This window comes from Colwellia sp. BRX9-1, assembly GCF_014077195.1.
GTDB lineage: Bacteria > Pseudomonadota > Gammaproteobacteria > Enterobacterales > Alteromonadaceae > Colwellia_A.
This window is the reverse complement of record NZ_JACGVM010000001.1, coordinates 104,101-129,159: the sequence shown is the minus strand read 5'-3', so window position 1 is coordinate 129,159 and position 25,059 is coordinate 104,101. Positions and strand designations below refer to the sequence as shown.

The window sequence follows — 25,059 nt, the reverse complement described above, 5'->3', positions numbered from 1 at the left end:
CAGATAAAAATAAAGAGCAAAGCGTCATCAAATACTAATGACGCTTTAAGCTATAATAGCGGGGGAATAGGTTATCTTAACTAGTCACTTTGTAAGGCATCAATAGGGTCAAGCTTGGACGCTTTAATGGCTGGATAAACACCAAAGGTTAAACCGACTAAAGCACAAATACTAAAAGACAAGATAATGGCACTTGTTGACCATGACACCGCCCATTCAGAATAAAGTGCGATAAGCTCTGAGAGCATAATCCCAAAAAACACCCCCAAGATGCCACCCATAATTGAAATAGTGAAACTCTCAGCAATAAACTGTAAGCGAATATCTTTTTGTGTTGCACCAACCGCACGCAACAAGCCAATTTCTTTGGTGCGCTCTAATACAGTAGCAAGCATTATATTCATAATACCAATTCCGCCCACTAATAAAGAAATACCGGCAACACATGACATGACAATATTAAATATTTGCTGTGTTTGTTTTTGCTGGGCCAATAATGCGGCAGGAATAACTAAGTTATAATCATCGACTTCATTATGACGACGATTAAGCAAATGACTCACGGCTTGCGCTGCACTAATAGGATCAACACTCTCATCAAGCTTAAGTTTAATACTGGTGACTTCACTCGCTAGCTTTTTACTAGCAAATTTATGTATTGCGGTTTTTAATGGAATAAACACCTGACGTTGGTCACCACCGAGCTTTATGCCTTGAAACTCTTGTTTCTTTAAAAATGGCGCTTGTAATACGCCAACCACCTTAAACCAGAGGTGATTAATTTTAATATTTTGACCGATGGCATTGCCTTTTGGAAAGAGCTGTTTTGCGGTTGATGAACCAAGCAGTGCCACCTGAGAAAAGTTTTTATCGTCACTGTCGTTGAGTAAACGCCCTTGTGCTACATGGAATTTAGACAATGCAAAAAAGCTAGCACTCACCCCTGTTGCTTCACCATCACTTTTCCCTTCACCACTGAAAATACTGTAAGTATCGATAAGTTTTTGCGCGCTAAAGGCAGTAACAAAAGGTAATGAACGCGCACTAATCTCACCGTCTCTGATACTTAAACCCGGAGAGTGTTTACGTTGTTCTTGTAGTTCTTTTTCTTCAAAAACTTTCCCTTCGATGATTAAATTATGTAAGCCCATCGAGTCGATCATTTTCATCGCTTCAGCTTCCGCACCTTCACCAATATTAAGCATCGCGATAACCGCACCAACGCCAAAAATCATGCCGAGTAAAGTTAACAACGTGCGTAACTTATGTTGAGCAAGCTCGGAAAAAGTATCCAAAAAAATCGCTAAATATTTCATTAACTATGCTCCTTGTCGGTTAATGCTATTTTCTGACCTACTTTAAGCCCTGATAAAACTTCAACATGGCTTAAACTCGCCTGCCCTAAGGTAACCGGTAATGAAGTGTAGTCGCCATTTTTATACAAGTAGACAAACGTCTGCTTTGCTTCGACAAAAACACTTTGCAACGGAATAATAATTTTTTGGCGGGTGGCGATAATTTCAATATTAGCTTCTAACTTTCTTCCGGGTACAAATAGCTCACTATTTTGCTCGGCTAAAATAACAATAACTTCAAAATATTTTTGTGGATCACCACGCTTTATCGAGGTAGGAAACGGGGCAACTGTCTCAACTTTTCCTTTAAACGGTTTATCCGCATAAGCATTTAAAAAGAAGATTACCGATTTATCTACGGCTAAATTTACCGCCTCACTTTCTAAAACGAATAACTTAACTTTCATGTTACTGATATCAGGTAACTCGGCAATTTTTTGCCCCGGCCATAATGACTGGCCTTCACGTGGTTTTTCTCCACGCCAATTAGCTTTATAAGCAAGTAAGCCATCGTGCGGTGCTTTAACTTCAAGTTTTGCTAGGCCTTCACTTAACTGTTTTAATTTACTTTTGCTTTGCGCTTGCTTCATTTCCAGCAAGCCCATATCTCCCGCTGAACTGCTACTAAAACTATCATTTTTCCAATAAAGATATTCTTCTTTAGACCCTAAGTACTGGGTGTTTTGTAATGAATCAAGGATGTCTAATTTCGAACGTATTTGATCATCATTGATTGAAAAATTTTCTGCAAAATTTTTCTCTTGACCTACCACGCCAATATCTTTGTTAATTGAGTTAAGTGCTTGAGTAAGCATGCCAGTTTTTTCAATAATTTCTTGTTCGGTGATCGACAATTCACTTTGTCTATCTTTACTTTGAATTTCCATCGCTTCACCGTCAAAGCGGGCAATAACATCACCTTTTTTAACGTGTGAAAATTCTGGTGCTAACCATGAAATGTTTTGTGGTCCTTGTCGACTCATTGGCGCATTTATTACCGTGGCTTTTGCTGCAAACAGTTCGCCTTTTGCCGGGACATTAACGATAAAGTCTTGTTTGGTCACCTCATATAACAAGGGAGCGTTTTCTTGCCCAGAACAAGCGGTTATTGCAATAGATAATAAACTAACGATAAAAGATTTTTTCATTATTGATTGTTGTGAATATTTCATAAAGCCACTATATCTCCTTGTGATAGGCCACTTTTAATGACCACTTTATCTCCGACTATATGAGCAACCTCAATGGTTTCTTCATGATCCGAAAAAAGACCGGTGATTCGAACACTCCCTTGGCCATTTTCTAACTTAACCGCCTGCGATGGCAAAGTTAACGCGTTATCAATCATGGCGGTAACAACCTCAATACGCGCGGTCATGCCTGGACGTATCACCGTATCTTTAGGTTGTTCAAAAGCAATGATTGCATCGAAAACACGGCGTTTATCTTGTGATGACTTATCACGAAAAACACGTCCTAGTTCAACAATACTACCTTGTAAAACAATTTCTTGAGTACCATCAATCATAATTTTAACTTTTTGATTAAGTTTGATTTTACCACTGTCAGGTTCAGCAATTTGTGCTTTTAATTGCATCTGTTCAATAACAGCAAGTTCAACAACCGGTTGGCCAAATTGAATACTCTCACCCACCGCTGGTTTTTCTCCTTGCCAATTAGCTCGGTAGATAACCATACCATCAATCGGTGCTTTAACTTTCAAACGCTCAATGTCACTTTTAAAATCATTTACCTCTGCGGTTAAACGGTTTACTTTTCCTTTAGCTAACTTTAAATTAAGTGCTTTATTGTTTTTATGAAAAGTCAGTCGCTCTTTCGCAAGAAACAAATCATTTTCGGCAATAGTAAAATCAATCACAGACTTTTTACGATCATTTTCAGCGCGACTGTTATCAATAATATCGGCTTTACGCTCCGCTTTTTCATATTCCATTTGCTTTTCAGCAATACTGAGAATAAGTTCTTGCTCTGATTCTTCTTCCTTAATTTTCTTATTTTCTAATTCTTTTTGCGCCCGGTCTAAGTCAGCTTGTTTATCAACCAACCTATCCACCACCTTTTTACTGTCAAAGGCAACGATCACTTCGCCTTTTTTTACACGGGTATTCTCCGGTGTTAGCTGCTTAATTTGATACTGCCACATACCAGAAACTGACGGTGGTGCTATCATTGCCGTTTGTTTTGACTCTAATTCTCCACTCGCGGTAACAATTAGACGCACTTGTTCTAACTTCACGGTTTCGCTAGGTGCTTTTTCACAAGCACAAAGCAATACTAACAACATGATTGCAAAATATTTATTCACTTGGGCTTACTCCTGTAAATTCTAATTGAGCGCTCATGCCCGGTAATAACGTTAAGGCTTCATCAAGCGTAAAAGAAAACACAGCGCGATAATAAACATCGTTGCCCCATTCTTTACGTTCTTCGGGTTGGCTCGATATTTCGGTTAATGTAGCCACAAGATTATATTGTGGAAAAGCATCTAGCTTAAAATCGACAACGCTATCCACACGCATATTTTTATAGTCAACTTCATGCACCCAAGCTTCAATATATAAGCCATTTACCGAAGGAATTTTTGCAATTTCCCAAGAAGGTTGCGCCGTCATACCGACAAATACTTTTTCACCACTCCAAGGATGGATCCCATAAAGTACCGGACCACTTCGCTCAGCATAGCCACTCATCTGCTTGAGTTTGTATTCATTGTATTGCAATTTATCCTGATGCTTTACAATCGTAATTTTTTGCTTAGTCACGGCAACCTGATTAGCGACCTTGACTTGCTTTAAATTTTCGAGTGATTTCGCATTAGCAACAACCGATTTTTCAAGCTGAAGTTGGTTTTTCTGATAATCATATTCACTTAAATGAACAACAGCAATACCGGCATCAATTCGTGCTTTATCAAGCAATAAAGCCGTTCTCTTTTGTCCGTAAGTCGCTTCTAAAAGTGATTGCTTAGCGCTACTAGTCAAACGAAATAACTCTTCATTCGCGGCGATCAAGCTTACTTTTTCTTGTTCTATTTGACTTTGAATTGAGCCACTGTCAAAGACGACAACTAGATCGCCTTCTTCAGCTATATCACCTTCTGGTAGCAACCATTGCACTTGAACATTCCAACTATCTGTTTTAGGTGAGTAAAACGTTTGATTGTCGCTGGCTTTAATTTGACCGGATAAAATCAAGGGAGTTTGACCTTCGGCTAAGGAGAAGCCGCTAACAGCAAGTATAGCGATTGATAATATTAGTTTTTGATACATAATCGGTCCTCAATGATATTACCGTCTTTCATGCGGATCATTCTGTCAGCATACGCAGCAATATCTTCTTCGTGAGTCACCATAACAATAGTTTGTCCTTGATTATGTAACTCACAGAGTAAATCCATAATTTCATAAGAGGTTTTAGAATCTAAGTTACCGGTCGGTTCATCTGCAAAAATCACTTCTGGACGATTTACTAGCGCCCGAGCAATAGCAACACGTTGACGTTGCCCACCAGACATTTCAAAGGGTTTATGGTGCCAACGTGAAGATAAACCTACTTTATCAAGCATTTCCATACCACGTTTTTTGGCGTCTTCTTGATCGGCATTACTGTAACGTAGTGGTAAAATAACATTATCAAGGGCAGTTAAACGAGGTAGTAAATGAAAGGTTTGAAAGATAAAACCTATTTTACGATTGCGGATCTTAGAAAGGCTTTCGTCATCAATATTTTTTATTGACTCACCAGATAATAAGTATTCACCAGAAGTCGGTGTATCGAGACAACCTAAGATACTCATTAAGGTTGATTTTCCTGAGCCCGAAGTGCCCATTATCGCAACGAATTCATTGTTTTCAATGGTTAAAGAAACATTATTTAAGGCTATGACTTGAGTTTCACCTTCACCATAAATTCGACTGATGTTATCGATTTTGATCACTTATTACGCTCCATAAAAATTAATCCCTGTTGATGCCATTACTTTTATCTAACAAATAAAGGTAAAATAGCCCGCGTAACAATATATAGCTTTAAATTTTAATCACATACTGCTGAACTGTAATAATTTGTTTCAATTAAGACTGCATTTACAGCCTCAAATATTGGAAAATAATGTCAATTAAAGAACGCTTCAACAAACCAGAGAATTTATTGCTCGCCATGGCATTTATTATGCCGCTAATATTTAGCGTTTGGATGGTTTTACTCAATAATTTTGTTATCGAAAAAGCCAGCTTTACCGGTAAAGAAATTGGCATTTTACAAAGTCTCCGTGAAATACCTGGATTTCTAGCCTTTACCGTTATTTATGTACTACTGTTTATTAAAGAACAAAAATTAGCCATTATTTCATTAGCCGTTACCGCTATTGGGGTAATAATGACCGGATTTTTTCCTTCTGTTTTAGGTTTGTATCTGACCACTGTTATCATGTCTATTGGCTTTCATTATTTTGAAACCGTGAACCAATCGTTAACCATGCAATGGATTGATAAAGATAAAACAGCCCATTTTTTAGGGCGTCTATTATCGGTAAAATCAGCGGCATCACTACTCGCTTTTAGCAGTATTTGGTTGATGATGGAAAAGTTCTCGTGGTCTTATCAAAGTACTTATGCCTTATTTGGTGCACTCGGCCTAGTACTCACTATTTGTTTGGCACTTTCTTTTAAAGAGTTTCCCGTTAAGGTCGAACAAGAAAAAAGCCTGATACTACGTAAACGTTATTGGTTGTTCTACGCTTTGACTTTCTTTAGTGGTGCGCGCCGCCAAATATTTACCGTATTCGCGGGTTTTTTAATGGTAGAAAAATTTGGTTATAGCGTTGCTGATATCAGTGCATTATTCTTAATAAACTATGTTTTTAATTGGTTATTCGCAGCAAAAATAGGCAAATTGATTGGCATTATTGGTGAACGTCGGGTGCTTAAATTTGAATATATCGGTTTAATTACTATCTTTATTGCCTATGGCTTTGTCGAAAACTCGACGATCGCAGCAAGCTTATATGTGATAGATCATTTATTTTTTGCTTTAGCTATTGCGATTAAAACCTACTTTCAAAAAATAGCCAAGCCTGAAGATTTAGCATCAAGTGCTGGCGTTAGTTTTTCAATTAATCACATTGCCGCTGTGGTTATTCCGGCGTTGCTTGGTTTAGTGTGGATTTATAACCCGTCATGGGTCTTTTATATTGGTGCTGGCTTTGCTTGTTGTTCTTTGATTTTATCGCACTTTATTCCATGCCAACCAAGGGAAGGCGTCGAGTTTAGATACCAAGAAACATCTTAACTATATTAGCCGATAAAAAAGCCGAGACATTATATCTCGGCTTTAATTTATTCAAGCTAGCAACAATCAGTATTTATTACTTATTGTTACGTAAGAAGGTTAAAAACTCATCAGCAGGCATAGGTTTAGCATAAAAGAAACCTTGTACTTCGTCACACCCTTGAGCGATTAAATGCGCTTGTTGTTCTTCCTCTTCGATACCTTCAGCAATAACTTTTAAGTTCATTTGCTTACCGAGGTTAATAATCGTATCTGCAATCAATGACTGCCCTGGCTCTGCAATACCCGTAATAAATGAACGGTCGACCTTTAAACGGTCAAGCGGTAGTTGTTGTAAATAGCTCATTGATGAATAGCCCGTACCAAAGTCATCAAGCGCAATGCTGATACCTTCAGCTTTCAACTTAACTAATGCATCAATAACAACTTGTGGTTCATCCATTAAAATATTTTCAGTGATCTCTAATTCGAGCTTACTTGGTTTAACATCATGATTAATCGTCGCTTGAATGATACTGTCAACGAAGTTATCACGTTTAAATTGTGGGATAGAAACATTAACAGAGATACCAACATGATCAAATTTCTGTTGCTCTAATACTTTTATTTGTTTACAGGCTTGGTTAATAACCCAATCACCAATTTCTACAATCAACCCTGAATATTCTGCTAAAGGAATAAACACAGCCGGTGAAATAAATTTTCCTTCGGCGGTTCGCCAGCGCAATAATGCTTCAGCGCCAATAACCTTGCCGGTAATTAAGCTAAGCTGAGGCTGATACCAAAGCTCTAAACGATTATCTGCAAAATCAGTACGTAATTGCCTGATCATACCTAAACGCCAAAGTGTTTCATCTTCCATTTCTTTTTTGTAATAAACAAAATTTTCGTGATTACTTTTCTTGGCTAAATTCAAGGCGATATTTATTTGATTAAGAACCTTTACCCCTTGCGAACCGGCACTACTTTTTGAGCACAGCCCAAAACATGCCGTGACAGGTAATAGTTGTTCTCCCGCGGTAAACGAACGATGAAATAATGACATTAATTTATCAGGGTTTACACTTTCAGCCGGACCAATAACACCAAAAACATCGGCACCCATTCGAGCAAACTGACAATGTTTTCCTAATTCTTTCATGCGCTCTGTAACCGCGAGCAACAGCTTATTACCTAAATCTTGTCCTAAGCCATCATTAATATCACTAAAGTGATTTATATCTATTAAAGCGGCAACAAGATTGGGTTCTTCTGATTGACTAAACTTGTCGAGTAAATTAACAAACTCTAAACGATTTGGCAGCTCAGTCAGCCAATCACGATAGGCAGCATTACGTAGTTTTTGAAAAAGGTGAACATTTTCATAACCGATGGCGACATTGGCTAAAAACACTTCGATTAACTGTATTTGAATATCAGTTAACTCTTGCTCAACTTCAAGGTAAATAACCGCGCGATAACCACCGCTTGCTAAATACAATACCGCAAAGTCACTACCATAATTATTTTGTTTTTGAGTGAAACAGCTACTCATGCGATCTTGTGCTGAATCTCTGTCGAAGCAGGAAATTTTTTGATTAATCAGTTCGGCGTCATGACCGATTTGACCTAAGATATGTAAGCTTAAATCGTCAGAACCCTCAATAATACCTTGCCCACGCGCACAAAAAACACTGCAATGGCTCTTACTCAACTTAATTAATTGCGACAACACACCTTCTGCATATTCATGAATACTGTGCAGTTCAAGTAAGTCAGCAGTAGCACTAATTATTTTTTCGAGGCCCAAGCGGTTTTGATTAACCGAATGAATTTGTTGATATGAACGAATAGCGGCATAAACGGTAGTCACTAACTTGCGACGAGTTAACTCTGTTTTGGTTTTATAGTCATTGATATCATAATCTTTGATAACACTTTCTTCAGGAGCATAGCCTGGTTGACCGGTTCTCAAAACAATACGTATATCTTGACGAGATAAAGTTTCTCGAATATGTTTTACAACATTTAAGCCCGCATCATCCGTTTCCATAACAACATCGAGTAATACCAAAACGATGTCCTCGTGCTCTTCAATAAGCAGACATGCGTCACGCCCAGAGTAAGCATGTATATACTCTAGATTTTTACCTAAGACGACGAGATCTGAGAGTGCTAACTGAGTAACAGAGTGAATTTCGGGATCGTCATCAACAATAAGAACCTTCCACGTTTCAGCACTGCCATCATTTAGAATTTCATCTTCATCACTATCATCAATAAATAAAAAGTCGTCATTATTATTTTCAGAAGCCTGCATATCGTCCTCATTTAACCAGAAAAATACTACTGATTAAGGTTTTTTTTCACATCAAATTTTATTATGAATCATATTTCCAATAAACTACATAATAAGAGTCAGTTAAATAATATTCAACCTAGAATTACAATTATATTCATAATTTCAATTGCTTCCTTAATTTATGTTAAGTTTAGATGAATAAAGAGAATATTGCTGATTTTAATTTTCCAGCGTATGCTTAGAAAAAATAGTAATGAAAATAATATATTAGTTACGGTAATTTTTATGAAAGACATCAACGAACCCTCAACTGCACCGCTGGTTATTGCTGAGGAACCGGTTAACACTGAAGTAATAAAAACAACAGAATCTACGGCTAAAAATAGCGGCAATAAAAAAAATGCCGGTGTTTCTTCCCAAATGCAACTGCTTGCCTTGGCTAAAAACTTTGTACTTGATGGTGGCTTAATTTCTTCAGAAAAACAGATGCCATTAGAAGAAAGAACCCAAAAAAGAGCACGGATTGCCGCATTACGAAAACAAGAGAATCTTGAAGCTATTATAAAAAAGTCAGTAAATTACTGTTCTGCTACCGAGTTTACCCATAAAGCAGATGCTGATTGGTTTAGTACCTTTACCGAACTCGCCGAAGATGTCAGTAATACCACCATGCAAAATTTGTGGGCAAAAATACTAGCAGGGGAAATATCACAACCCGGTTCATTTTCCACTAAAACCCTCAAGGTTTTTCGTGCCATGAGTATCACGGAAGCGAAATTGTTAGCAAAGGCCTGTAGTTTAGCGGTGACAGAACAAACAAAAAGAAATATACGTATTATTTCAGGAGCCTATCAGACACCTGGCTTACTAAACTTTTTTAATAAAAATAGAGAACAGAATATACCCTTCAACCAATTTTCATTGAGCTATGCTGATTTATTAATTCTAGCTGATAATCATCTGGTCTTTATTCAAGAGACAGAGTCTAGCCCAATGAACAAGTCAGAGTCGTTCCATTTTAACTTTAACGGTAAGCCATTAACGCTTACCGCAAAAAAATCATCTTGTGTACTGAAGTTTTATAAATTTACGCCAATAGGCAGCGAGCTAGCACGTCTGATCAGCGATAATATTGATGATGTTTATTTACAGCATTTAAAAAGTGCATTAAGCGAAAATTTTTCAATTATAGAGGGATAAGGATAAGAATTGGTGGTTTGAGAGCCACCAATGTAGATACTGATACAAGCCCCTCTGACTGCTACAGCCCCGTCATCCTGCTATAAGCAACGTCATATAACTGCCAACCCCGTCATCCTGCTACCACCCATCATTCTGCTGTAACCCTTCATTCTGCTATAAGCCTTCATTCTGCTATAAGCCCGTCATCCTGAACTTGTTTCAGGATCTGTACTTCCCCCCAAAAAAATACAGATACTGAAACAAGTTCAGCATGACGACAAGAGTGGCCATCAGACCCTGCAACTATCGACAAAATCGTGTCACTAAACTTCAAGCCTCTCAATAAAGATACAAGCCTATTCATACTGCTACCAGCAACGCCAGCCTGCTATAACCAGTCATCCTGCTACCAACCCCGTCATCCTGAACTTGTTTCAGGATCTGTACTTCCCCCCCAAAAATACAGATACTGAAACAAGTTCAGCATGACGACAAGAGTGGGCATCAAGCCTTACCACTATCGACCTGATCGCGTTACTAAACTTCAAGATCCCAATACAGATACTGAAACAAGTTCAGCATGACGACAAGAGTGGGCATCAAGCCCTACCACTATCGACCTGATCGCGTTACTAAACTTCAAGATCCCAATACAGATACAAGCCTATTCATACTGCTACCAGCAACGCCATCATGCTATAAGCCTTCATTCTGCTATACCTCCCGTCATCCTGAACTTGTTTCAGGATCTGTACTTACAAACACGAAAACAGATACTGAAATACAGTTTTTTCCCGACAAAAAGTACCCAACATAAAAAAGGACAAGCATCTAAGATGTTTGTCCTTAATAGTAAACGTTAAGTTGGGCGTTATTTAAATACCGTCACCGTCAGTATGTAGACCACATTCTCTGGCCATGCCAGAAAAGCGAGTATCACTTTCATTCATACCTAACGTTAATGGCCGTGTACTGTGTGTGTCGCCAACCGATACATAGCCTTGGTCCCATAGAGGATGATAGGGCAAGTTATGCTTAGTTAGGTATTCATGTACATCCTTATTACTCCAATCAATAATAGGATGTACTTTAAAACGACCGCGTAAAATACTGACTACAGACAAGCCTTCACGATGCTCTGATTGCTGACGACGCACGCCAGAAAACCATGTTGCTGCATTGAGCTCATGTAAACCACGTTCTAGCGGCTCAACTTTATTACGGCGATTATAAGCTTTGAGTGATGTTTCATCTTTTGCCCATTCTTCACCATATTTTGCTTGTTGCCATGCCGCACTTTCTGTCGCGCTATAAACGTGTAAATTCAATTTCAAACGTTCGTTGAGCTGTTCAATAAACTGATAAGTTTCAGGAAACAAGTGTCCAGTGTCGGTAACAATCACCGGGATATTCGCATCGACTTGCGTCAACATATGCAACATAACCGCAGATTGAATGCCAAAGCTAGAAGACAAAACGAACTGCGATGGTAAATTTTCCATCGACCATTCAACTCGTTCAGTCGCGGTTTGCTGCTCTAATAGCTCGTTCCACTGGTTAAGCCAAGGCTTAGGTAAAGACGCAGGAAAACGGTTATTAATCGGTGCTTTTGCCGCAGCGATATCAGCACTATTAATAATAGGTTTAGTCATGAAAATCTCGCTTACTATTTTTCACTTCTGCGATAATGCCGGTACGAATAGTAAAATCACCAAACGCTTCATTGCTGTTTCTTTCCGATGACCAGCGAGCCACTAGCATATCCATTTCATCAAGAATATCTTGTTCGCTTAAGTTTTCTTTATACATTTTAGGTACTCGCGTTCCTGCCAAGTTGCCGCCTAAATGCATATTGTATTTACCTGGACCTTTACCAACTAAACCAATTTCTGCCAACATCGCACGACCACAGCCATTTGGACAACCAGTCACACGTAAAATAATACTTTCATCACTCATATCATGTTTGGCTAAAATGCCTTCTACGTCGGTAACAAAACCCGGTAAATAGCGTTCTGCTTCAGCCATAGCTAATGGACAGGTAGGAAATGCTACACAAGCCATAGAATCTTTACGTTGCTTTGAAACCGTGTCGTTCATTAAGCCATATTCACGGGCAATTTTTTCAATTTGTGCTTTATCTTCAGTTGCTACACCCGCGACAATTAAGTTTTGGTTAGCAGTCATACGAAAATCACCTTTGTGTATTTTCGCTAATTCAGCAACACCTGACTTAAGGGGTTTACCCGGGCTATCTAATAAGCGACCATTTTCAATAAATAAGGCTAAATGGTGCTTACCGTCAAAACCTTCAACCCAACCAATACGATCGCCACGTTCAGTGAACTCGTATGGACGAGAGGTTTCAAAAGTAATACCGGCACGTTTCTCAACTTCCGATTTAAAGGTTTCTACACCCACTCGGTCAAGTGTGTACTTAGTTTTAGCATTTTTACGATTAACTCGGTTTCCCCAGTCGCGTTGTGTTGTTACAACAGCGGTCGCAACATCTAAGGTATGTGCTAAAGACACATAGCCAAAATCGTCAGCCTTGCGAGGATACGTTGACTTATCGCCATGAGTCATCGCTAAACCACCACCAACAAGTACGTTAAAACCAACTAATTTTCCATCTTTAGCAATAGCGATAAAGTTGAGATCATTAGCGTGAACGTCAATATCATTTTGTGGCGGAATAACAACAGTCGTTTTAAATTTTCGTGGTAAGTAGTTACTGCCTAAAATAGGCTCTTGTGTCTCTTTACCTTCAGGGCCTTCAAGCTTTTCGCCATCTAGCCAGATCTCTGCATAAGCACGTGTTTTAGGCAGTAAATGTTCACTAATTTTAATAGCCCATTCATAAGCTTCTTGATGAAGTTCTGATTCAATAGGGTTAGAAGTACACAAAACATTACGGTTAACATCGCCAGCAGTCGCAATTGAGTCGATACCAATACTATTTAATGTTTGGTGCATTAATTTAATATTGGGCTTTAACACGCCATGAAATTGAAATGTTTGACGTGTTGTTAAGCGAATACTGCCATATGAAGTGCTCTCTTGAGCAAATTTGTCAATAGCCAACCACTGCTCTGGTTTAATGATACCGCCAGGCATACGAGCTCGTAACATAACATTATGCAAAGGTTCTAATTTTTGTTTACTACGCTCAGTTCTAATATCACGGTCATCTTGCTGATACATACCATGAGTTCTGATAATATGATAATTATCTGCAGTGAAACCACCGGTGACTTGGTCTTTTAAGTCATCAACAATTGTCCCTCGTAAAAAATTACTATCTGCTTTTAAGCGTTCGTTATCAGCCTGTTTACCTTCTACAATTAACGGTCCGGGACCTGTTAATACGATTTCTTTATTTGTTGTAGTCATTAGTAAACATCCTTTTGGAAACGCTTGGCGTTACGCAATTCTTTTAAATAATCTTGTGCTTGTTCTGTACTCAACTTGCCATGCTCAGCAATAATATCCACCAAGGCAAGCTCAACATCTTTTGCCATACGGCTCATGTCACCACAAATATATAAATGTGCGCCACGTTCTAACCAAGCAAAAATCTCACTGGCTTTTTCACGTAAACGGTCTTGCACATATATTTTTGCCGCTTGATCACGAGAAAAGGCTAAATCAAGGTGCGTTAACAAGCCTGATTTTAAATAGCCTTGCCATTCCACTTGGTATAAAAAATCTTGAGTGAAGGTTTGATCACCAAAAAACAGCCAGTTATCACCACTTGCTTCGCTTGCTTCACGTTCTTGCATAAAGGCTCTAAAAGGAGCAATACCAGTACCTGGGCCAATCATGATCACAGGCGTATCGCCATTTTCAGGTAAGCGAAAGTTATCGTTGTGTTCAATGAAAACCTTAACTGTGCCGCCTTCTGCTAAGCGTTTACCTAAAAAGCTTGAGGCACCGCCACTTCTTAACTGATCATTTTCGCTGTATTCAACTAAGCCCACCGTTAAGTGTACTTCTTCTTCAACCTCAGCTTGGCTCGAGGCTATAGAATATAAACGTGGAGTAATCTTTCTAAGCGCATCAACAAAGTCTTGTGCTGTTACTTTCGCCGGAGCTGCTTTAACTACATCAATAATTTGATGGTTACCCGCATATTCACGCGCAGCATTTTTATCTTCACTCAAGGTAAGCAAAGCTTTATCTTGTGATTTATCCGCCCAAAAGCTAATAAAATTAGGCGCTGTTTGAGTAATTTCTAATGTTGAAATTAATGCTTGTTCCAGTGATAAACGTTCACCGCCAACATCAATATTTTCATTACCTGACAAACCAAGTATTGCAATAAGTTCGGCGACTAACTCGGTGTCATTTTCAAACCACACACCTAAAGCGTCTCCGGCTTGATAGGTGATACCTGAATCGGCTAAATCGATTTCAATATGACGAACATCTTTTGCTGAATCACGACCGGTGATCTTTTGGCTTAAACTTAACTCAGCAGCATAAGGCGCCTGTTTAGTATATTCGCTAGACGCGCCAAGTGTTGGCATTACCACAACATTATGGCTATCAATCTCATTACCCAACAAGGCTTTTACATCTTTAACAATAGTCTCTGACCATGCTTTTACTTCAGCTTCGTAATCAACGTCACAGTCAACGCGTGCGGTAATCTGTTTTGCACCAAGCTTACTTAAGTAATCATCAAAGTCTTTGCCCGTTTGACAAAAGAACTCATAGCTAGTGTCGCCCAAGGCTAAAACGCTATAGCGTAAATCATCGAGCTTTGGCGCTTTTTTCGAGCCTAAGTATTCATGTAAAGCAATCGCATCATCGGGTGCTTCACCTTCGCCATTAGTACTGGCGACAATTAATAGGTGAGTCAGATTTTTAATGCTTTTTGGCTTAAAGTCACTCATGCTTTTTAAGTCGACGGTAAGACCTTCTGCTTGTGCTTGTGCGGCTAACGCTTTAGCAACACCTTTAGCATTTCCGGTTTGAGAACCAAATAAAATGGTTAATACAGGCGCAGGAGCTGCAACAGCTGAAGCTGTAGGGCTAACGCTTAACGATGCTCCTTCAGATTTAGCCGCTAAGTAACCACTTGCCCATGCAAGCTGCAACTGAGAGTAACTGCCAATAGCGTTTTGTAATGATGAAAGTTGGTCAGCATCTAGCATAGTTTTTTGTAAGTTCTGTTGGTTTGGCAACATAATGTCAATTCGCCCATTTAAATTTAGTAAAATAATAATAGACTGACTTTGCATATAATAAAAAGAATAGAAAAGGCTTTTTTATTCCAAAATAGAATAAGTCAGTTCTTTGAACCTTTACCCACACTCTTATCTAAATTTTAAGACATTCTTTTTCTTGAAATTTAGATAAGGGGCGACCACACTTAATTCAAGCTAAAAGAATAGATAAAATGATGGAAAAAGTAGACGCAATAATTATTGGCGCTGGTGTTGTGGGTTTAGCCATTGCGGCAAGACTTAGCAATAAGCTCAATAACGTGCTCATTATTGATAAAAATGCTGGCTTTGGTGAAGAAACCAGTAGTCGTAATAGTGAAGTTATTCATGCCGGCATTTATTATCCTCAGCACAGTTTAAAGGCTAAGCTATGCGTGCAAGGAAAAGAGAAGCTTTATCAATATTGTAAAGATCGAGGCATTCCTCATCAACGCCTAGGAAAATTACTGGTTGCCCACGGCGAGGAAGAAGAGCAATGTTTAGCGAAAACCATAAAACAAGCAGCACTTAATGATGTTAATGATCTCGTCTGGTTAACGGCAGACGAGCTTAACAAGTCAAATCCAGCATTACATGCCACCGCTGCCTTACTTTCCCCTTCAACAGGCATTATTGATAGTCATCGTTATATGCAGGCTTTACTGGCAGAAATTGAGCATAATAATGGTCAGTTTGTTGGAAAAACCACCTTTATAAAGGCAGATAACAATAATGATGGCTTTGTTGTTACTTTAAACAGTCAAGATGAAATAATGCAGCTGCATTGTGATTATTTAATTAATTCAGGGGGATTACACAGTAATAAAGTTGCCGAAAATATTAGTGATTTAAAAAAGTCACATATTCCAACGCTTTATTATTGTCGAGGCCATTATTTTTCATACCAAGGGAGAAGTCCTTTTACACAACTCATTTATCCCTTACCTGAAGCGCATGGTTTAGGTATTCACGCCTCATTAGATATTGGCGGACAATTAAAATTTGGTCCCGACACACAGTACATAGATGATATTGATTATGAAGTCTCTCCGCTTCTAAAAGCTAAATTTGTTGCCGCGATTCAACGCTATTACCCTTCATTAGATAGCGAAAGATTACAGCCTGCTTATTCGGGTATTCGTCCGAAATTAGAAGGTCCGAATGATGGTTTTAAAGATTTTGTCATTCAAAGTGAAAAAGTGCATGGCTTGAAAGGATTAGTGAATCTGTTTGGTATTGACTCACCCGGCTTAACTTCTAGTTTAGCTATAGCTGAATATGTCGACGAAAGGCTAGCCATATAATGCTTATATATTTGAAAGTGAGTAAGGTATTTATGGTGGGTGAAAAATGATTGTTTATATTTTGATTTTCTAAAATGTATTAAAAAGCCAATTGCTTACACAATTGGCTCCTTTAACACTAAAGTAATAATATTACTGAGTGATTTCTTCTGGTTCAGCTGATTTTTGAATGTCTAATAATTCAATTTCAAACTGTAATACTGAGTTACCAGGAATACGTGGCGGGTTGCCATTTTTTCCGTAAGCTAAATCAGATGGAATAGTAAAAGTGTACTTTGAGCCCACTGACATTAACTGTACGCCTTCTGTCCAACCGCTAATAACACGATTTAAAGGGAATACTGCTGGTTCATTGCGTTCATATGAACTATCAAAAGTTTCACCGTTTAAGAAAGTACCTTTATAGTGAACCGTTACTGTATCAGTAGCGCTAGGTTTATCACCTTCACCTTCAGTTACAACAAGGTATTGAATACCTGATTCAGTAACTTGTACACCTTCTTTCTTAGCATTTTCTTCTAAGAATTTCATGCCTTCAGCAATTGCCGCTTCAGATTCAGCGTCTGCTGCTGCTAGTTGCTTTGCTTTCATTTGTTCATCAAGGCTCATTAATAGTGCTTGGATCTCTTCTTTCTCAATGATTGATTTGCCAGCAAGACTGTCCATGAAACCACGAGTAATTAATGCTTGGTCAAGTGGAACACCCAACTTCTCATGTTGATCAAGATTCTTTTGCATGTACATGCCAATTGAAGCACCTAAACTGTAAGCTTGTTTTTGCATTTCAGTTTCTAAAACAGGCGCTGTTTCGGTTGGTTTTACACTTTCTTGACAGCCAAACACTGACACAAGTGCAATAGCTAACATAGTTGGCTTAAATAATTTCATTTTTTCTCCGTTAACGTAACCTAGTACTCAGTTGGAGGAAGTCCCCCTAAGCCATTGATTAAATATTATGTATTGTTAGACAATGCGGCTTATACTAACGATAAATTAACTAAGAAAAAAGTATTAATATTGTGATTAAGTGTAATAACAAGCTAACACTGCTTTTCATCTGTCTATTTTCCTTATGGAACAGTGCTTGCCAGCCTGCAGAGGACAAGCCTGTACAGCGTTGGCAGCATGCTACAGATGGTGCTTATGCAGCTAATATTTCTAATGATGGCAAATACAGTGTTGTCTCTTCTATTTATCATGGCTTAAGTTTATGGGACATAGAAGAGAATGCATTAAAATACAGCTGGTCACAACAGCAAGATAGTAGCGATAATTTAGTGCTGTTAGCCGATATATCCAATAATAATAGCCATGCATTGACCGCAAATCGAGAAGCGTTTTCGTTGTGGAATATAGCAACAGGGCAATCAGAAGGTTATTGGAAAGTACGTGAGTCAACGATTCGTGATATTGCCTTGTCTAATAATGGTGACTTTATTTTACTCGGTAAAAGTAATGGCACCGTTGTTCACATTACCATGAGCAATGGCCGTCGCTTAGAGTTCTTAGGTCATACAGAAAAAATTAATGCGGTTGATATGCTCCCCAATGGCCGTATCGCTATTTCAGGAGGCAATGATTACGTCGCTTATGTATGGGATACAGAAAGTGGGCAGGTTATTTACCGATTTAATCATCCCAGTCGCGTTACTATGGTGGCTCTAGACCCTAAAGGTCGGTTTGCTTTTACTGCCGACAGTAAAAAATCTTCAAACATATGGGATTTAAAAACAGGTAAACGCATTAGCCAACTTCAATACTATAACCGTCACGAAATATTTAGCTCAGTAAGGTTTTCTGATGATGGTACTCAACTATTAACAGGAGCCCCAACTCGAAAAGTTAGCCTATGGAGCATACTAACCGGAGAGCGGCTTGACAGCTGGCGAGTTACGCCAAAAGAAAGTATACGTGCTGCAGGCGCGGTAGTGTATAGTGTCGCCTTTCGAGGAAAGAACCAAATAATCACCGAAAGTTCATCAGGATACGCTGAGCTTTGGCAAAGAAAGTCGCGTTAGGTACCCCAAATTATGACAACAGAAATACAAAAAAAAATCATCGAATTACAAGAAAATGTTGAAGCGCTGCAATCTCGTAATGCCTTTCAAGACGATGTTATTGAACAGTTGAATAATGAACTTGCTGTTCATCAATTAGAAATTTCAGACATTAGGGCACAGCTAAAGTTAATCGCAAGTCGTGTTCAAGATAATAATCCGGGTCAAAATCAGTCGCAAGATATCGAACCGCCACCACCACATTATTAACTCTTAACCTGAGCTTTCATTCAAATAAATACCAAGCTGAAATATTTCAGCTTGGTAAAATAACGATTTATTCTTGCTTAAAAATACCAATCACTTGCTCTTGCGGACGGATTTCTTTAACGACATGCTCTTCTGGCTGTGACATTTGATGCCCACAGCTAACACAAGTAACTTTTTCAACATTATTTTCTTTTGTTAATCCCATGGTGTCCATAGCATTACATTTCGGGCAAATAGCGCCAGCAATAAATCTTTTTTTCATGTGTTTCAATCCAAATAAAATCGAGTTGTATTATTTTACCTTGAATCTTGTCGATAGGAAAAGGACAATAGCGGCCTGAATTAAAATGAGTAATAATACACAATGATCATAGCCACCGATTTAAGCTTAGATAGAGGCGCTAAAAACCTCATAAAATCATCAAGCTTTACTATTCATCCTAATCACAAAGTCGGCTTAGTTGGCGCTAATGGCTGTGGAAAATCTTCTTTATTTGCGGCCTTATTAGGTGAGTTACAGCCCGACAGGGGCGATGTAAATATGCCTTCAGGCTGGGATGTCGCGACAGTAAAACAAGAAACTCCCGCCCTCGAACAATCAGCCTTAGATTATGTGATGGACGGAGATAAAGAGTTTCGTCAACTTGAGCAACAACTTGAGAAAGCTCGATTAAATGATGATGGCAACCAAGAAGCGTTAATTCTCAACCATATTGACGCCATAAATGGCTACAGTTTACCCGCCCGTGCCAGCGAGTTATTGCATGGTTTAGGTTTTTTACAAGAACAACTAGGTGATGCCGTAAAGGATTTTTCTGGTGGTTGGCGCATGCGTCTTAACTTGGCTCAAGCGTTAATTAGCCGCGCAGATTTACTTTTACTCGATGAACCCACTAACCATCTAGATTTAGATGCGGTAATTTGGTTACAGCGTTGGTTAAAACGCTTTACCGGTACTTTAGTGCTTATTTCACATGATCGTGATTTTCTCGATGACGTTATTGAACAAATTCTTCATATTGAACATCAACAAGCAAAATTATATTCGGGTAATTATAGCGCCTTTGAGCGTCAGCGCGCGGAACATTTAGCACAACAAGATGCTCAATTTCAAAAACAGCAAAAAGAAGTTGCTCACTTAACCTCATTCGTCGATCGCTTTAGAGCAAAAGCCAGTAAAGCAAAACAAGCACAGAGTCGTTTAAAGCGTTTACAAAAATTACCTGACTTAGCACCCGCACATGTTGATAGCCAATTTACCTTCAGTTTCAAAACACCGGAAACATTGCCTTATCCATTATTAGCGTTAAAAGAGACAACCTGTGGCTATAATCCAGAAACCATTATTTTACGTGATGTCGGTCTCACGCTGGTACCCGGTAGTAGAATCGGTCTTTTAGGACGAAATGGTGCGGGTAAGTCGACATTAATAAAGTCATTAGCCGGCGATATTGCCTTAATTAAAGGCGAGCGTTATTGCGCCCAAGACTTAACTGTTGGTTACTTCTCTCAACATCAGCTTGAACAATTACATATGCCAAGTAGTGCGATTGATCATATTGTTCGTGCTAAACCTGAGACTACAGAGCTACAAGCGCGCAATTTTTTAGGTAGCTTTGGTTTTACTGGCGACCAAGCACTTTCTCCGGTAAGTACCATGTCAGGTGGAGAAAAAGCACGTCTGGTATTGGCGTTAATTGTTAATGAAAAGCCGCAATTACTTCTCCTCGATGAGCCCACTAACCATCTTGATTTAGAAATGCGTCAAGCACTTGTCTTTGCTTTACAAGACTTTGAAGGGGCTATTATTTTGATTGCCCATGATCGCTTTTTATTAGAGTCGTGTGTTGATGAGTTTTTCTTAGTTGCCAATGGTCAAGTTAGCGAGTTCTCTGGTGATATTGATGACTATCAACAATGGCTTAATGAAGACAAAAAACAAACACTAAAAAATACTAAACCCGCAAAGTCTCTTGAGGTTGTTGATAAAAAACAATTACGCAAAGACCAAGCTGAATTACGTAAAAAAGCATCTCCACTGCGTAAACAAGCCGATAAATACGAGAAGAAAGTGCAACTGCTGCAAACTGAATTAGCTGAAGTTGAAGGAGTATTAGCCGAAAGTGAGATATATCAAAGCGAACATAAAGCACGCTTAGCCGTACTCATTAAGCAACAAGCTAAGCTCAAAGCAGATGTTGAAGAAAATGAAATGTATTGGCTCGAATTAGAAGAACAAATTGAAGAAATTATGTTGCAAGCTTCACTGTAAAAATTAATCATTAAATTATATTACTTGCTACACTTAATAATCATACGATTAAAATAATGAGAACGTTATGAAAAAAACAATATTCGCCCTTTTTTGTCTATCTATAGTAAGCAGTGTTTCGAGCTTTGCTTATCAAGGTGATCTTGACCAAGGCATTTATGAATTAAACCGTGGTGCTTTTAAAGCGGCTATAAATGAATTTGAACCCTTAGTTGCTCAGGAATATTCTCCTGCGCAGTATCAAATGGCGCTTATTTATTTAAATGGTTACGGTGTTACAAAAGATCCCAAAAAAGCGTTGGAATTAATGTCCTTAGCCGCTTCACAAAATCACCCCGACGCACTATTTAGTTTGTCACTGATGTATTCTGACGGAGTCATCGTTAAAAAAGATTTAAAAACCGCTTTTGCACTGATGGAAAGAGCAGCGATAAGAGACTCCGTTGCCGCACAATTTAATCTTGGTGTTATGTATTTCAATGGCACGGGTACATATAAAGACTATCCAAAAGCCGCACGTTGGTATGAAACTGCGGCAAAGCAAAACTACGCCCTAGCCCAGTTTAATTTAGCACTAATGTATTTTGAAGGATTAGGTGTTGAGAAAAGTGTAGAGATGTCTTTTATATGGAATATTATTTCCGCAAGTAATGGTTATCAAAATGCAGGAAAAAGTCGCGATATGGACTCCTTAAAACTCAGCAATGTAGAAATAGCTCAAGCAAGGGAAAAGGCTGACCGACTTTATCAACAAATTATCGAACAAGAAGCATTAAAAGCTAAACAATAAAACCTTAGCTCTAAAAAATAAAACAATAATCTAAGGGATAAATTTAAGGTTCATTGATCTATATCACAACCATAAAGTAACCCACGATTTAAAATGGCTATAACATTACGTTATAGCCATTTTTGTTATAACTCAATTATTTTTATGGAGTCTATTATGAACTTTTTCGATATGATTATTAATGATCCCGTTGTACTTTATTCTTTTGGCGGATTAGCAATTCTTTTAGGTATTGGTGCTTTCTATGTTTATTATTTTCTTAAAAACATCAATGAAAATAATTAGGTAAAAACCTGTAGAAGTTGATTAAAGTTGCAACCTTCTAAATTAAGGTGGAAACCGTTAAAGAAAGTCAGCAACTGCAATTATTACGTTTAAGCACCGAAAATATCTTTCAAAAAATTTAATTAAACGTTGAAGTAGTTAATTTCTACAATATAACCCTAAGGGCAATAGCTGCCAAAGAGGAGTCTTTAGCAACCTAAAATTTTGCAGGCGTATATTTTACTGTTTGATACGAATATAGACATTAAAGATTTAACCTCAGGTATCGCTGATCTAAAAAAGCAGTCATTAAGATTGTTGTACTCCTCCTTAAAATACGGTGTTCACCGTTAAATTATAAATTGTTACTTATAACACTTTTTATACTAAAACAGTTGACCCTACTACCGTGGTAAGCTTTAACCTCAACTTAGTTCTACAATTCAATTAAGATGAGAAGCTTATGAATACAACTACACAATTCAAAATTGACGGTATGACCTGTGCTTCATGTGTCGGTCGTGTTGAAAAGGCCTTACACAAAGTGGTTGGCGTGACAGATGTTACCGTTAACCTAGCTACAGATACGGCTACTATTCAAGGCACTGCCAGTCATAGTGAATTAATTACCGCTGTTATTGAGGCTGGTTATCAAGTACCCGTAAAGGTAAAGCAATTTGGTATTGGAAAGATGAGTTGCTCCTCTTGTGTGACGCGGGTCGAACAGGCATTGTTAAAAGTAACCGGTGTGGTCGATGCATCGGTCAATTTAGCCACCGAGCACGTACAAGTAAAAACTTTATCCTTTGTAACAGATGAACAACTAGCCCAAGCCGTGACACAAGCCGGTTACCTTTTTATCCCGTTGAACAATGACAGCGTGATAGAAAAGCCCAGCCAAACTAAAGCATGGTGGCCCGTATTGGGAGCAGGCCTACTTACCTTGCCACTGGTGTTACCCATGTTAGGCATGTTGTTTTCCCAACAGTGGATGTTACCGCCAGTTTGGCAATGGCTATTAGCTACGCCAGTACAGTTCTATTTTGGCGCTCGCTTTTATCGTGCAGGCTGGGGAGCATTAAAAGCTGGCATGGGCAACATGGATCTTCTTGTCTCCATAGGTACCAGTGCAGCCTACGGACTATCTTTGTATTTGTGGTGGAGCTTTAATAGCGCTCATGGCATGCCGCACTTGTATTTTGAAAGTAGTAGCGCAGTAATCACCTTGGTTCTGCTGGGTAAATATTTAGAACACAAAGCAAAACGCCGAACAACTGATGCACTTAGAGCATTGGAAAATTTGAAACCTGTTGAGGCAACAGTGCAGCGCTTAGGTAAATGGCAAAAAGTGGCCGCTTCATCAGTAAAATCAGGTGAAAAAGTTAAAGTAATACCGGGCGAAAGCATCCCTGTTGACGGTGAAATTTTGCAGGGCCAGAGTCATATGGATGAGGCGTTAATTAGTGGTGAATCAATTCCGTTAAGTAAAAAAGAAGGTGACGTTGTCACGGGTGGCTCACTTAATTTGGACGGTATTTTGGAGATCCGTGCCACGAATGTTGGTAGCGAATCTACTTTATCTAAAATCATTGAATTAGTAGAGCAAGCCCAAGGTGCAAAAGCTCCCGTACAAGCAATAGTAGATAAAGTCAGTAGTATCTTCATTCCTGTGGTGTTATTGGTCGCACTTACCACCTTATTGGTGTTGGGTTTAGTATTTGATGACTGGACCAATGGCATTCTCAATGCGGTAGCCGTTTTAGTGATTGCCTGTCCATGTGCACTTGGTTTAGCAACTCCAGCAGCCATAATGGCAGGTACAGGAACCGCTGCCAGATTAGGCGTATTGGTTAAAGATGCAGTGGCGTTAGAGCAAGCAAAAGAAATAAATTTAGTGGTATTTGATAAAACAGGCACCTTGACCCAAGGCAAACCTGTTGTAAATGAGATGAGGGTCATCAGTGGTAGTGAAGAAACCGTATTGCAGCTGGCCTATTCCTTACAAATAAATAGTGAGCACCCATTAGGCAAAGCTGTGGTTGAAAAAGCATTAGCCAGCGAAACACAACCAATACCTGTCGCGGAATTTCAAGTTGTCGCGGGTTATGGTGTCAAAGGCAACATTGGTGACAATTTAGTCTTGATGGGCAGTAGTCATTGGATGCAAGAGTTAGGGGTAACACTGCCAACCGAACAAATAAAAATACCAGGTGCCTCTGTTTCTTGGTTGGCTAGTCAGCAGCAAGATAAGATAACATTACTTGGGCTGTTTTGTTTTAGTGATAAATTGAAGTCTGATGCGCTGCAGGCTGTGAAGTTATTGCAACAACAAGGTATAAAGGTAGCTATGCTTACTGGTGACAATCAAGCGAGTGCAACATCGGTAGCGACAGAATTACAGTTAGACGATTTTAAAGCTGAGGTGTTGCCTGCAGATAAAGCAAAATATATTCTGCAATATCAAGAGCAAGGTTATCAGGTTGCTATGGTTGGTGATGGCATTAATGATGCGCCAGCGCTAGCCCAAGCAGATTTAGGTATGGCAATGGCGTCTGGTACTGATGTTGCCGTTAGCGCAGCTTCTTTCACGTTAATGCGCAGTAAACCAAGCCTAGTCCCCACGGCATTGATCATTGCAAGGCTAACTTATCGTAAAATACAGCAAAACCTGTTTTGGGCATTTATCTTTAATGCTGTGGGAATTCCACTAGCAGCCTTTGGTTATCTTGACCCTATTATTGCCGGAGCTGCGATGGCATTTAGTAGCTTATTTGTCGTCAGTAACGCATTGTTATTGCAACGTTGGACTCTTAAGGAGAAATAA

At 38.9% G+C, this 25,059-nt stretch carries 21 protein-coding genes; 9 read left to right on the top strand and 12 right to left on the bottom strand.

From position 1 onward, the window contains the following. Window positions 1-80 precede the first annotated feature (80 nt). Genes H4J76_RS00620 through H4J76_RS00600 form a run of 5 tightly spaced genes read right to left on the bottom strand, consistent with a single transcriptional unit; the run spans window position 81 to window position 5,313 of the window. Window positions 81-1,316, bottom strand: coding sequence for an ABC transporter permease (locus H4J76_RS00620; RefSeq protein ID WP_182214680.1), 1,236 nt, complete (start codon window positions 1,314-1,316; stop codon window positions 81-83). Beyond that, complete coding sequence (locus H4J76_RS00615) at window positions 1,316-2,527, bottom strand: efflux RND transporter periplasmic adaptor subunit (protein ID WP_182214682.1); 1,212 nt, start codon at window positions 2,525-2,527, stop codon at window positions 1,316-1,318. The genes H4J76_RS00620 and H4J76_RS00615 overlap by 1 nt, the downstream gene beginning before the upstream one ends. Beyond that, on the bottom strand, window positions 2,524-3,681 hold the full coding sequence (locus H4J76_RS00610; RefSeq protein ID WP_182214684.1) for an HlyD family efflux transporter periplasmic adaptor subunit: 1,158 nt from the start codon (window positions 3,679-3,681) through the stop codon (window positions 2,524-2,526). Before H4J76_RS00610 ends, H4J76_RS00615 begins: the two co-directional genes overlap by 4 nt. Continuing rightward, window positions 3,674-4,645, bottom strand: a complete 972-nt coding sequence (locus tag H4J76_RS00605) for an HlyD family secretion protein (RefSeq protein ID WP_182229924.1) — start codon at window positions 4,643-4,645, stop codon at window positions 3,674-3,676. Before H4J76_RS00605 ends, H4J76_RS00610 begins: the two co-directional genes overlap by 8 nt. After that, entirely contained in the window at window positions 4,630-5,313 is a 684-nt protein-coding gene (locus H4J76_RS00600) for an ABC transporter ATP-binding protein (protein WP_182214687.1), read from the bottom strand. Before H4J76_RS00600 ends, H4J76_RS00605 begins: the two co-directional genes overlap by 16 nt. 173 nt (window positions 5,314-5,486) lie before the next feature. On the opposite strand from H4J76_RS00600, the gene H4J76_RS00595 reads away from it, so the two are divergent. Continuing rightward, window positions 5,487-6,665 (top strand): MFS transporter, encoded by a 1,179-nt coding sequence (locus tag H4J76_RS00595; RefSeq protein WP_182214689.1) that lies wholly within the window; start codon window positions 5,487-5,489, stop codon window positions 6,663-6,665. Window positions 6,666-6,741: 76 nt separating this feature from the next. Here H4J76_RS00595 and H4J76_RS00590 read toward each other — a convergent pair whose 3' ends face one another. Continuing rightward, window positions 6,742-8,964, bottom strand: coding sequence for an EAL domain-containing protein (locus tag H4J76_RS00590; RefSeq protein WP_182214690.1), 2,223 nt, complete (start codon window positions 8,962-8,964; stop codon window positions 6,742-6,744). A gap of 267 nt (window positions 8,965-9,231) precedes the next feature. On the opposite strand from H4J76_RS00590, the gene H4J76_RS00585 reads away from it, so the two are divergent. After that, window positions 9,232-10,146, top strand: coding sequence for a TIGR03899 family protein (locus H4J76_RS00585; RefSeq protein ID WP_182214692.1), 915 nt, complete (start codon window positions 9,232-9,234; stop codon window positions 10,144-10,146). Window positions 10,147-10,312: 166 nt separating this feature from the next. Here H4J76_RS00585 and H4J76_RS00580 read toward each other — a convergent pair whose 3' ends face one another. The 4 genes from H4J76_RS00580 to H4J76_RS00565 all read right to left on the bottom strand — a co-directional run bounded on the left by H4J76_RS00580 (window position 10,313) and on the right by H4J76_RS00565 (window position 15,320). Next, on the bottom strand, window positions 10,313-10,492 hold the full coding sequence (locus H4J76_RS00580; protein ID WP_182229923.1) for a hypothetical protein: 180 nt from the start codon (window positions 10,490-10,492) through the stop codon (window positions 10,313-10,315). 511 nt (window positions 10,493-11,003) lie between these two features. Further along, window positions 11,004-11,780, bottom strand: coding sequence for a phosphoadenylyl-sulfate reductase (locus H4J76_RS00575; RefSeq protein ID WP_157470904.1), 777 nt, complete (start codon window positions 11,778-11,780; stop codon window positions 11,004-11,006). Beyond that, window positions 11,773-13,521 carry an assimilatory sulfite reductase (NADPH) hemoprotein subunit gene (cysI, locus tag H4J76_RS00570; RefSeq protein WP_220465204.1) on the bottom strand — a complete coding sequence of 583 codons (1,749 nt, stop codon included), beginning with the start codon at window positions 13,519-13,521 and terminating at the stop codon, window positions 11,773-11,775. The genes H4J76_RS00575 and cysI overlap by 8 nt, the downstream gene beginning before the upstream one ends. Continuing rightward, window positions 13,521-15,320, bottom strand: a complete 1,800-nt coding sequence (locus H4J76_RS00565) for an assimilatory sulfite reductase (NADPH) flavoprotein subunit (protein WP_182229922.1) — start codon at window positions 15,318-15,320, stop codon at window positions 13,521-13,523. The genes cysI and H4J76_RS00565 overlap by 1 nt, the downstream gene beginning before the upstream one ends. A gap of 212 nt (window positions 15,321-15,532) precedes the next feature. Here H4J76_RS00565 and H4J76_RS00560 point away from each other — a divergent pair, with 212 nt between their 5' ends. Further along, a complete protein-coding gene (locus H4J76_RS00560; RefSeq protein WP_310733829.1) occupies window positions 15,533-16,642 on the top strand; it encodes an NAD(P)/FAD-dependent oxidoreductase in 1,110 nt (369 codons plus the stop codon). Between the two features lie 132 nt (window positions 16,643-16,774). On the opposite strand, the gene fkpA is transcribed toward H4J76_RS00560, so the two are convergent. Next, the gene (gene fkpA / locus H4J76_RS00555; RefSeq protein ID WP_070374931.1) at window positions 16,775-17,530 is read right to left on the bottom strand and encodes an FKBP-type peptidyl-prolyl cis-trans isomerase; all 756 of its coding nucleotides are present in this window, start codon (window positions 17,528-17,530) and stop codon (window positions 16,775-16,777) included. Window positions 17,531-17,661: 131 nt separating this feature from the next. Between fkpA and H4J76_RS00550 the strand changes: the two genes are divergently transcribed. Then, on the top strand, window positions 17,662-18,660 hold the full coding sequence (locus H4J76_RS00550; protein ID WP_310733830.1) for a hypothetical protein: 999 nt from the start codon (window positions 17,662-17,664) through the stop codon (window positions 18,658-18,660). 12 nt (window positions 18,661-18,672) lie between these two features. Further along, on the top strand, window positions 18,673-18,909 hold the full coding sequence (locus H4J76_RS00545) for a SlyX family protein (RefSeq protein ID WP_070374932.1): 237 nt from the start codon (window positions 18,673-18,675) through the stop codon (window positions 18,907-18,909). Window positions 18,910-18,976: 67 nt separating this feature from the next. On the opposite strand, the gene H4J76_RS00540 is transcribed toward H4J76_RS00545, so the two are convergent. Continuing rightward, window positions 18,977-19,171 (bottom strand): YheV family putative zinc ribbon protein, encoded by a 195-nt coding sequence (locus tag H4J76_RS00540; protein ID WP_070374933.1) that lies wholly within the window; start codon window positions 19,169-19,171, stop codon window positions 18,977-18,979. A 102-nt stretch (window positions 19,172-19,273) separates the two neighbouring features. Here H4J76_RS00540 and H4J76_RS00535 point away from each other — a divergent pair, with 102 nt between their 5' ends. The 4 genes from H4J76_RS00535 to H4J76_RS00525 all read left to right on the top strand — a co-directional run bounded on the left by H4J76_RS00535 (window position 19,274) and on the right by H4J76_RS00525 (window position 25,059). Beyond that, window positions 19,274-21,181: an ATP-binding cassette domain-containing protein gene (locus tag H4J76_RS00535; protein ID WP_182214697.1), complete on the top strand. Its 1,908-nt coding sequence runs from the start codon at window positions 19,274-19,276 to the stop codon at window positions 21,179-21,181. Between the two features lie 67 nt (window positions 21,182-21,248). Then, a complete protein-coding gene (locus H4J76_RS00530) occupies window positions 21,249-21,971 on the top strand; it encodes a tetratricopeptide repeat protein (protein WP_182214699.1) in 723 nt (240 codons plus the stop codon). A 156-nt stretch (window positions 21,972-22,127) separates the two neighbouring features. Then, the gene (locus H4J76_RS19785) at window positions 22,128-22,256 is read left to right on the top strand and encodes a DUF3149 domain-containing protein (protein WP_157470907.1); all 129 of its coding nucleotides are present in this window, start codon (window positions 22,128-22,130) and stop codon (window positions 22,254-22,256) included. 442 nt (window positions 22,257-22,698) lie between these two features. Then, window positions 22,699-25,059 carry a heavy metal translocating P-type ATPase gene (locus H4J76_RS00525; protein WP_182229921.1) on the top strand — a complete coding sequence of 787 codons (2,361 nt, stop codon included), beginning with the start codon at window positions 22,699-22,701 and terminating at the stop codon, window positions 25,057-25,059.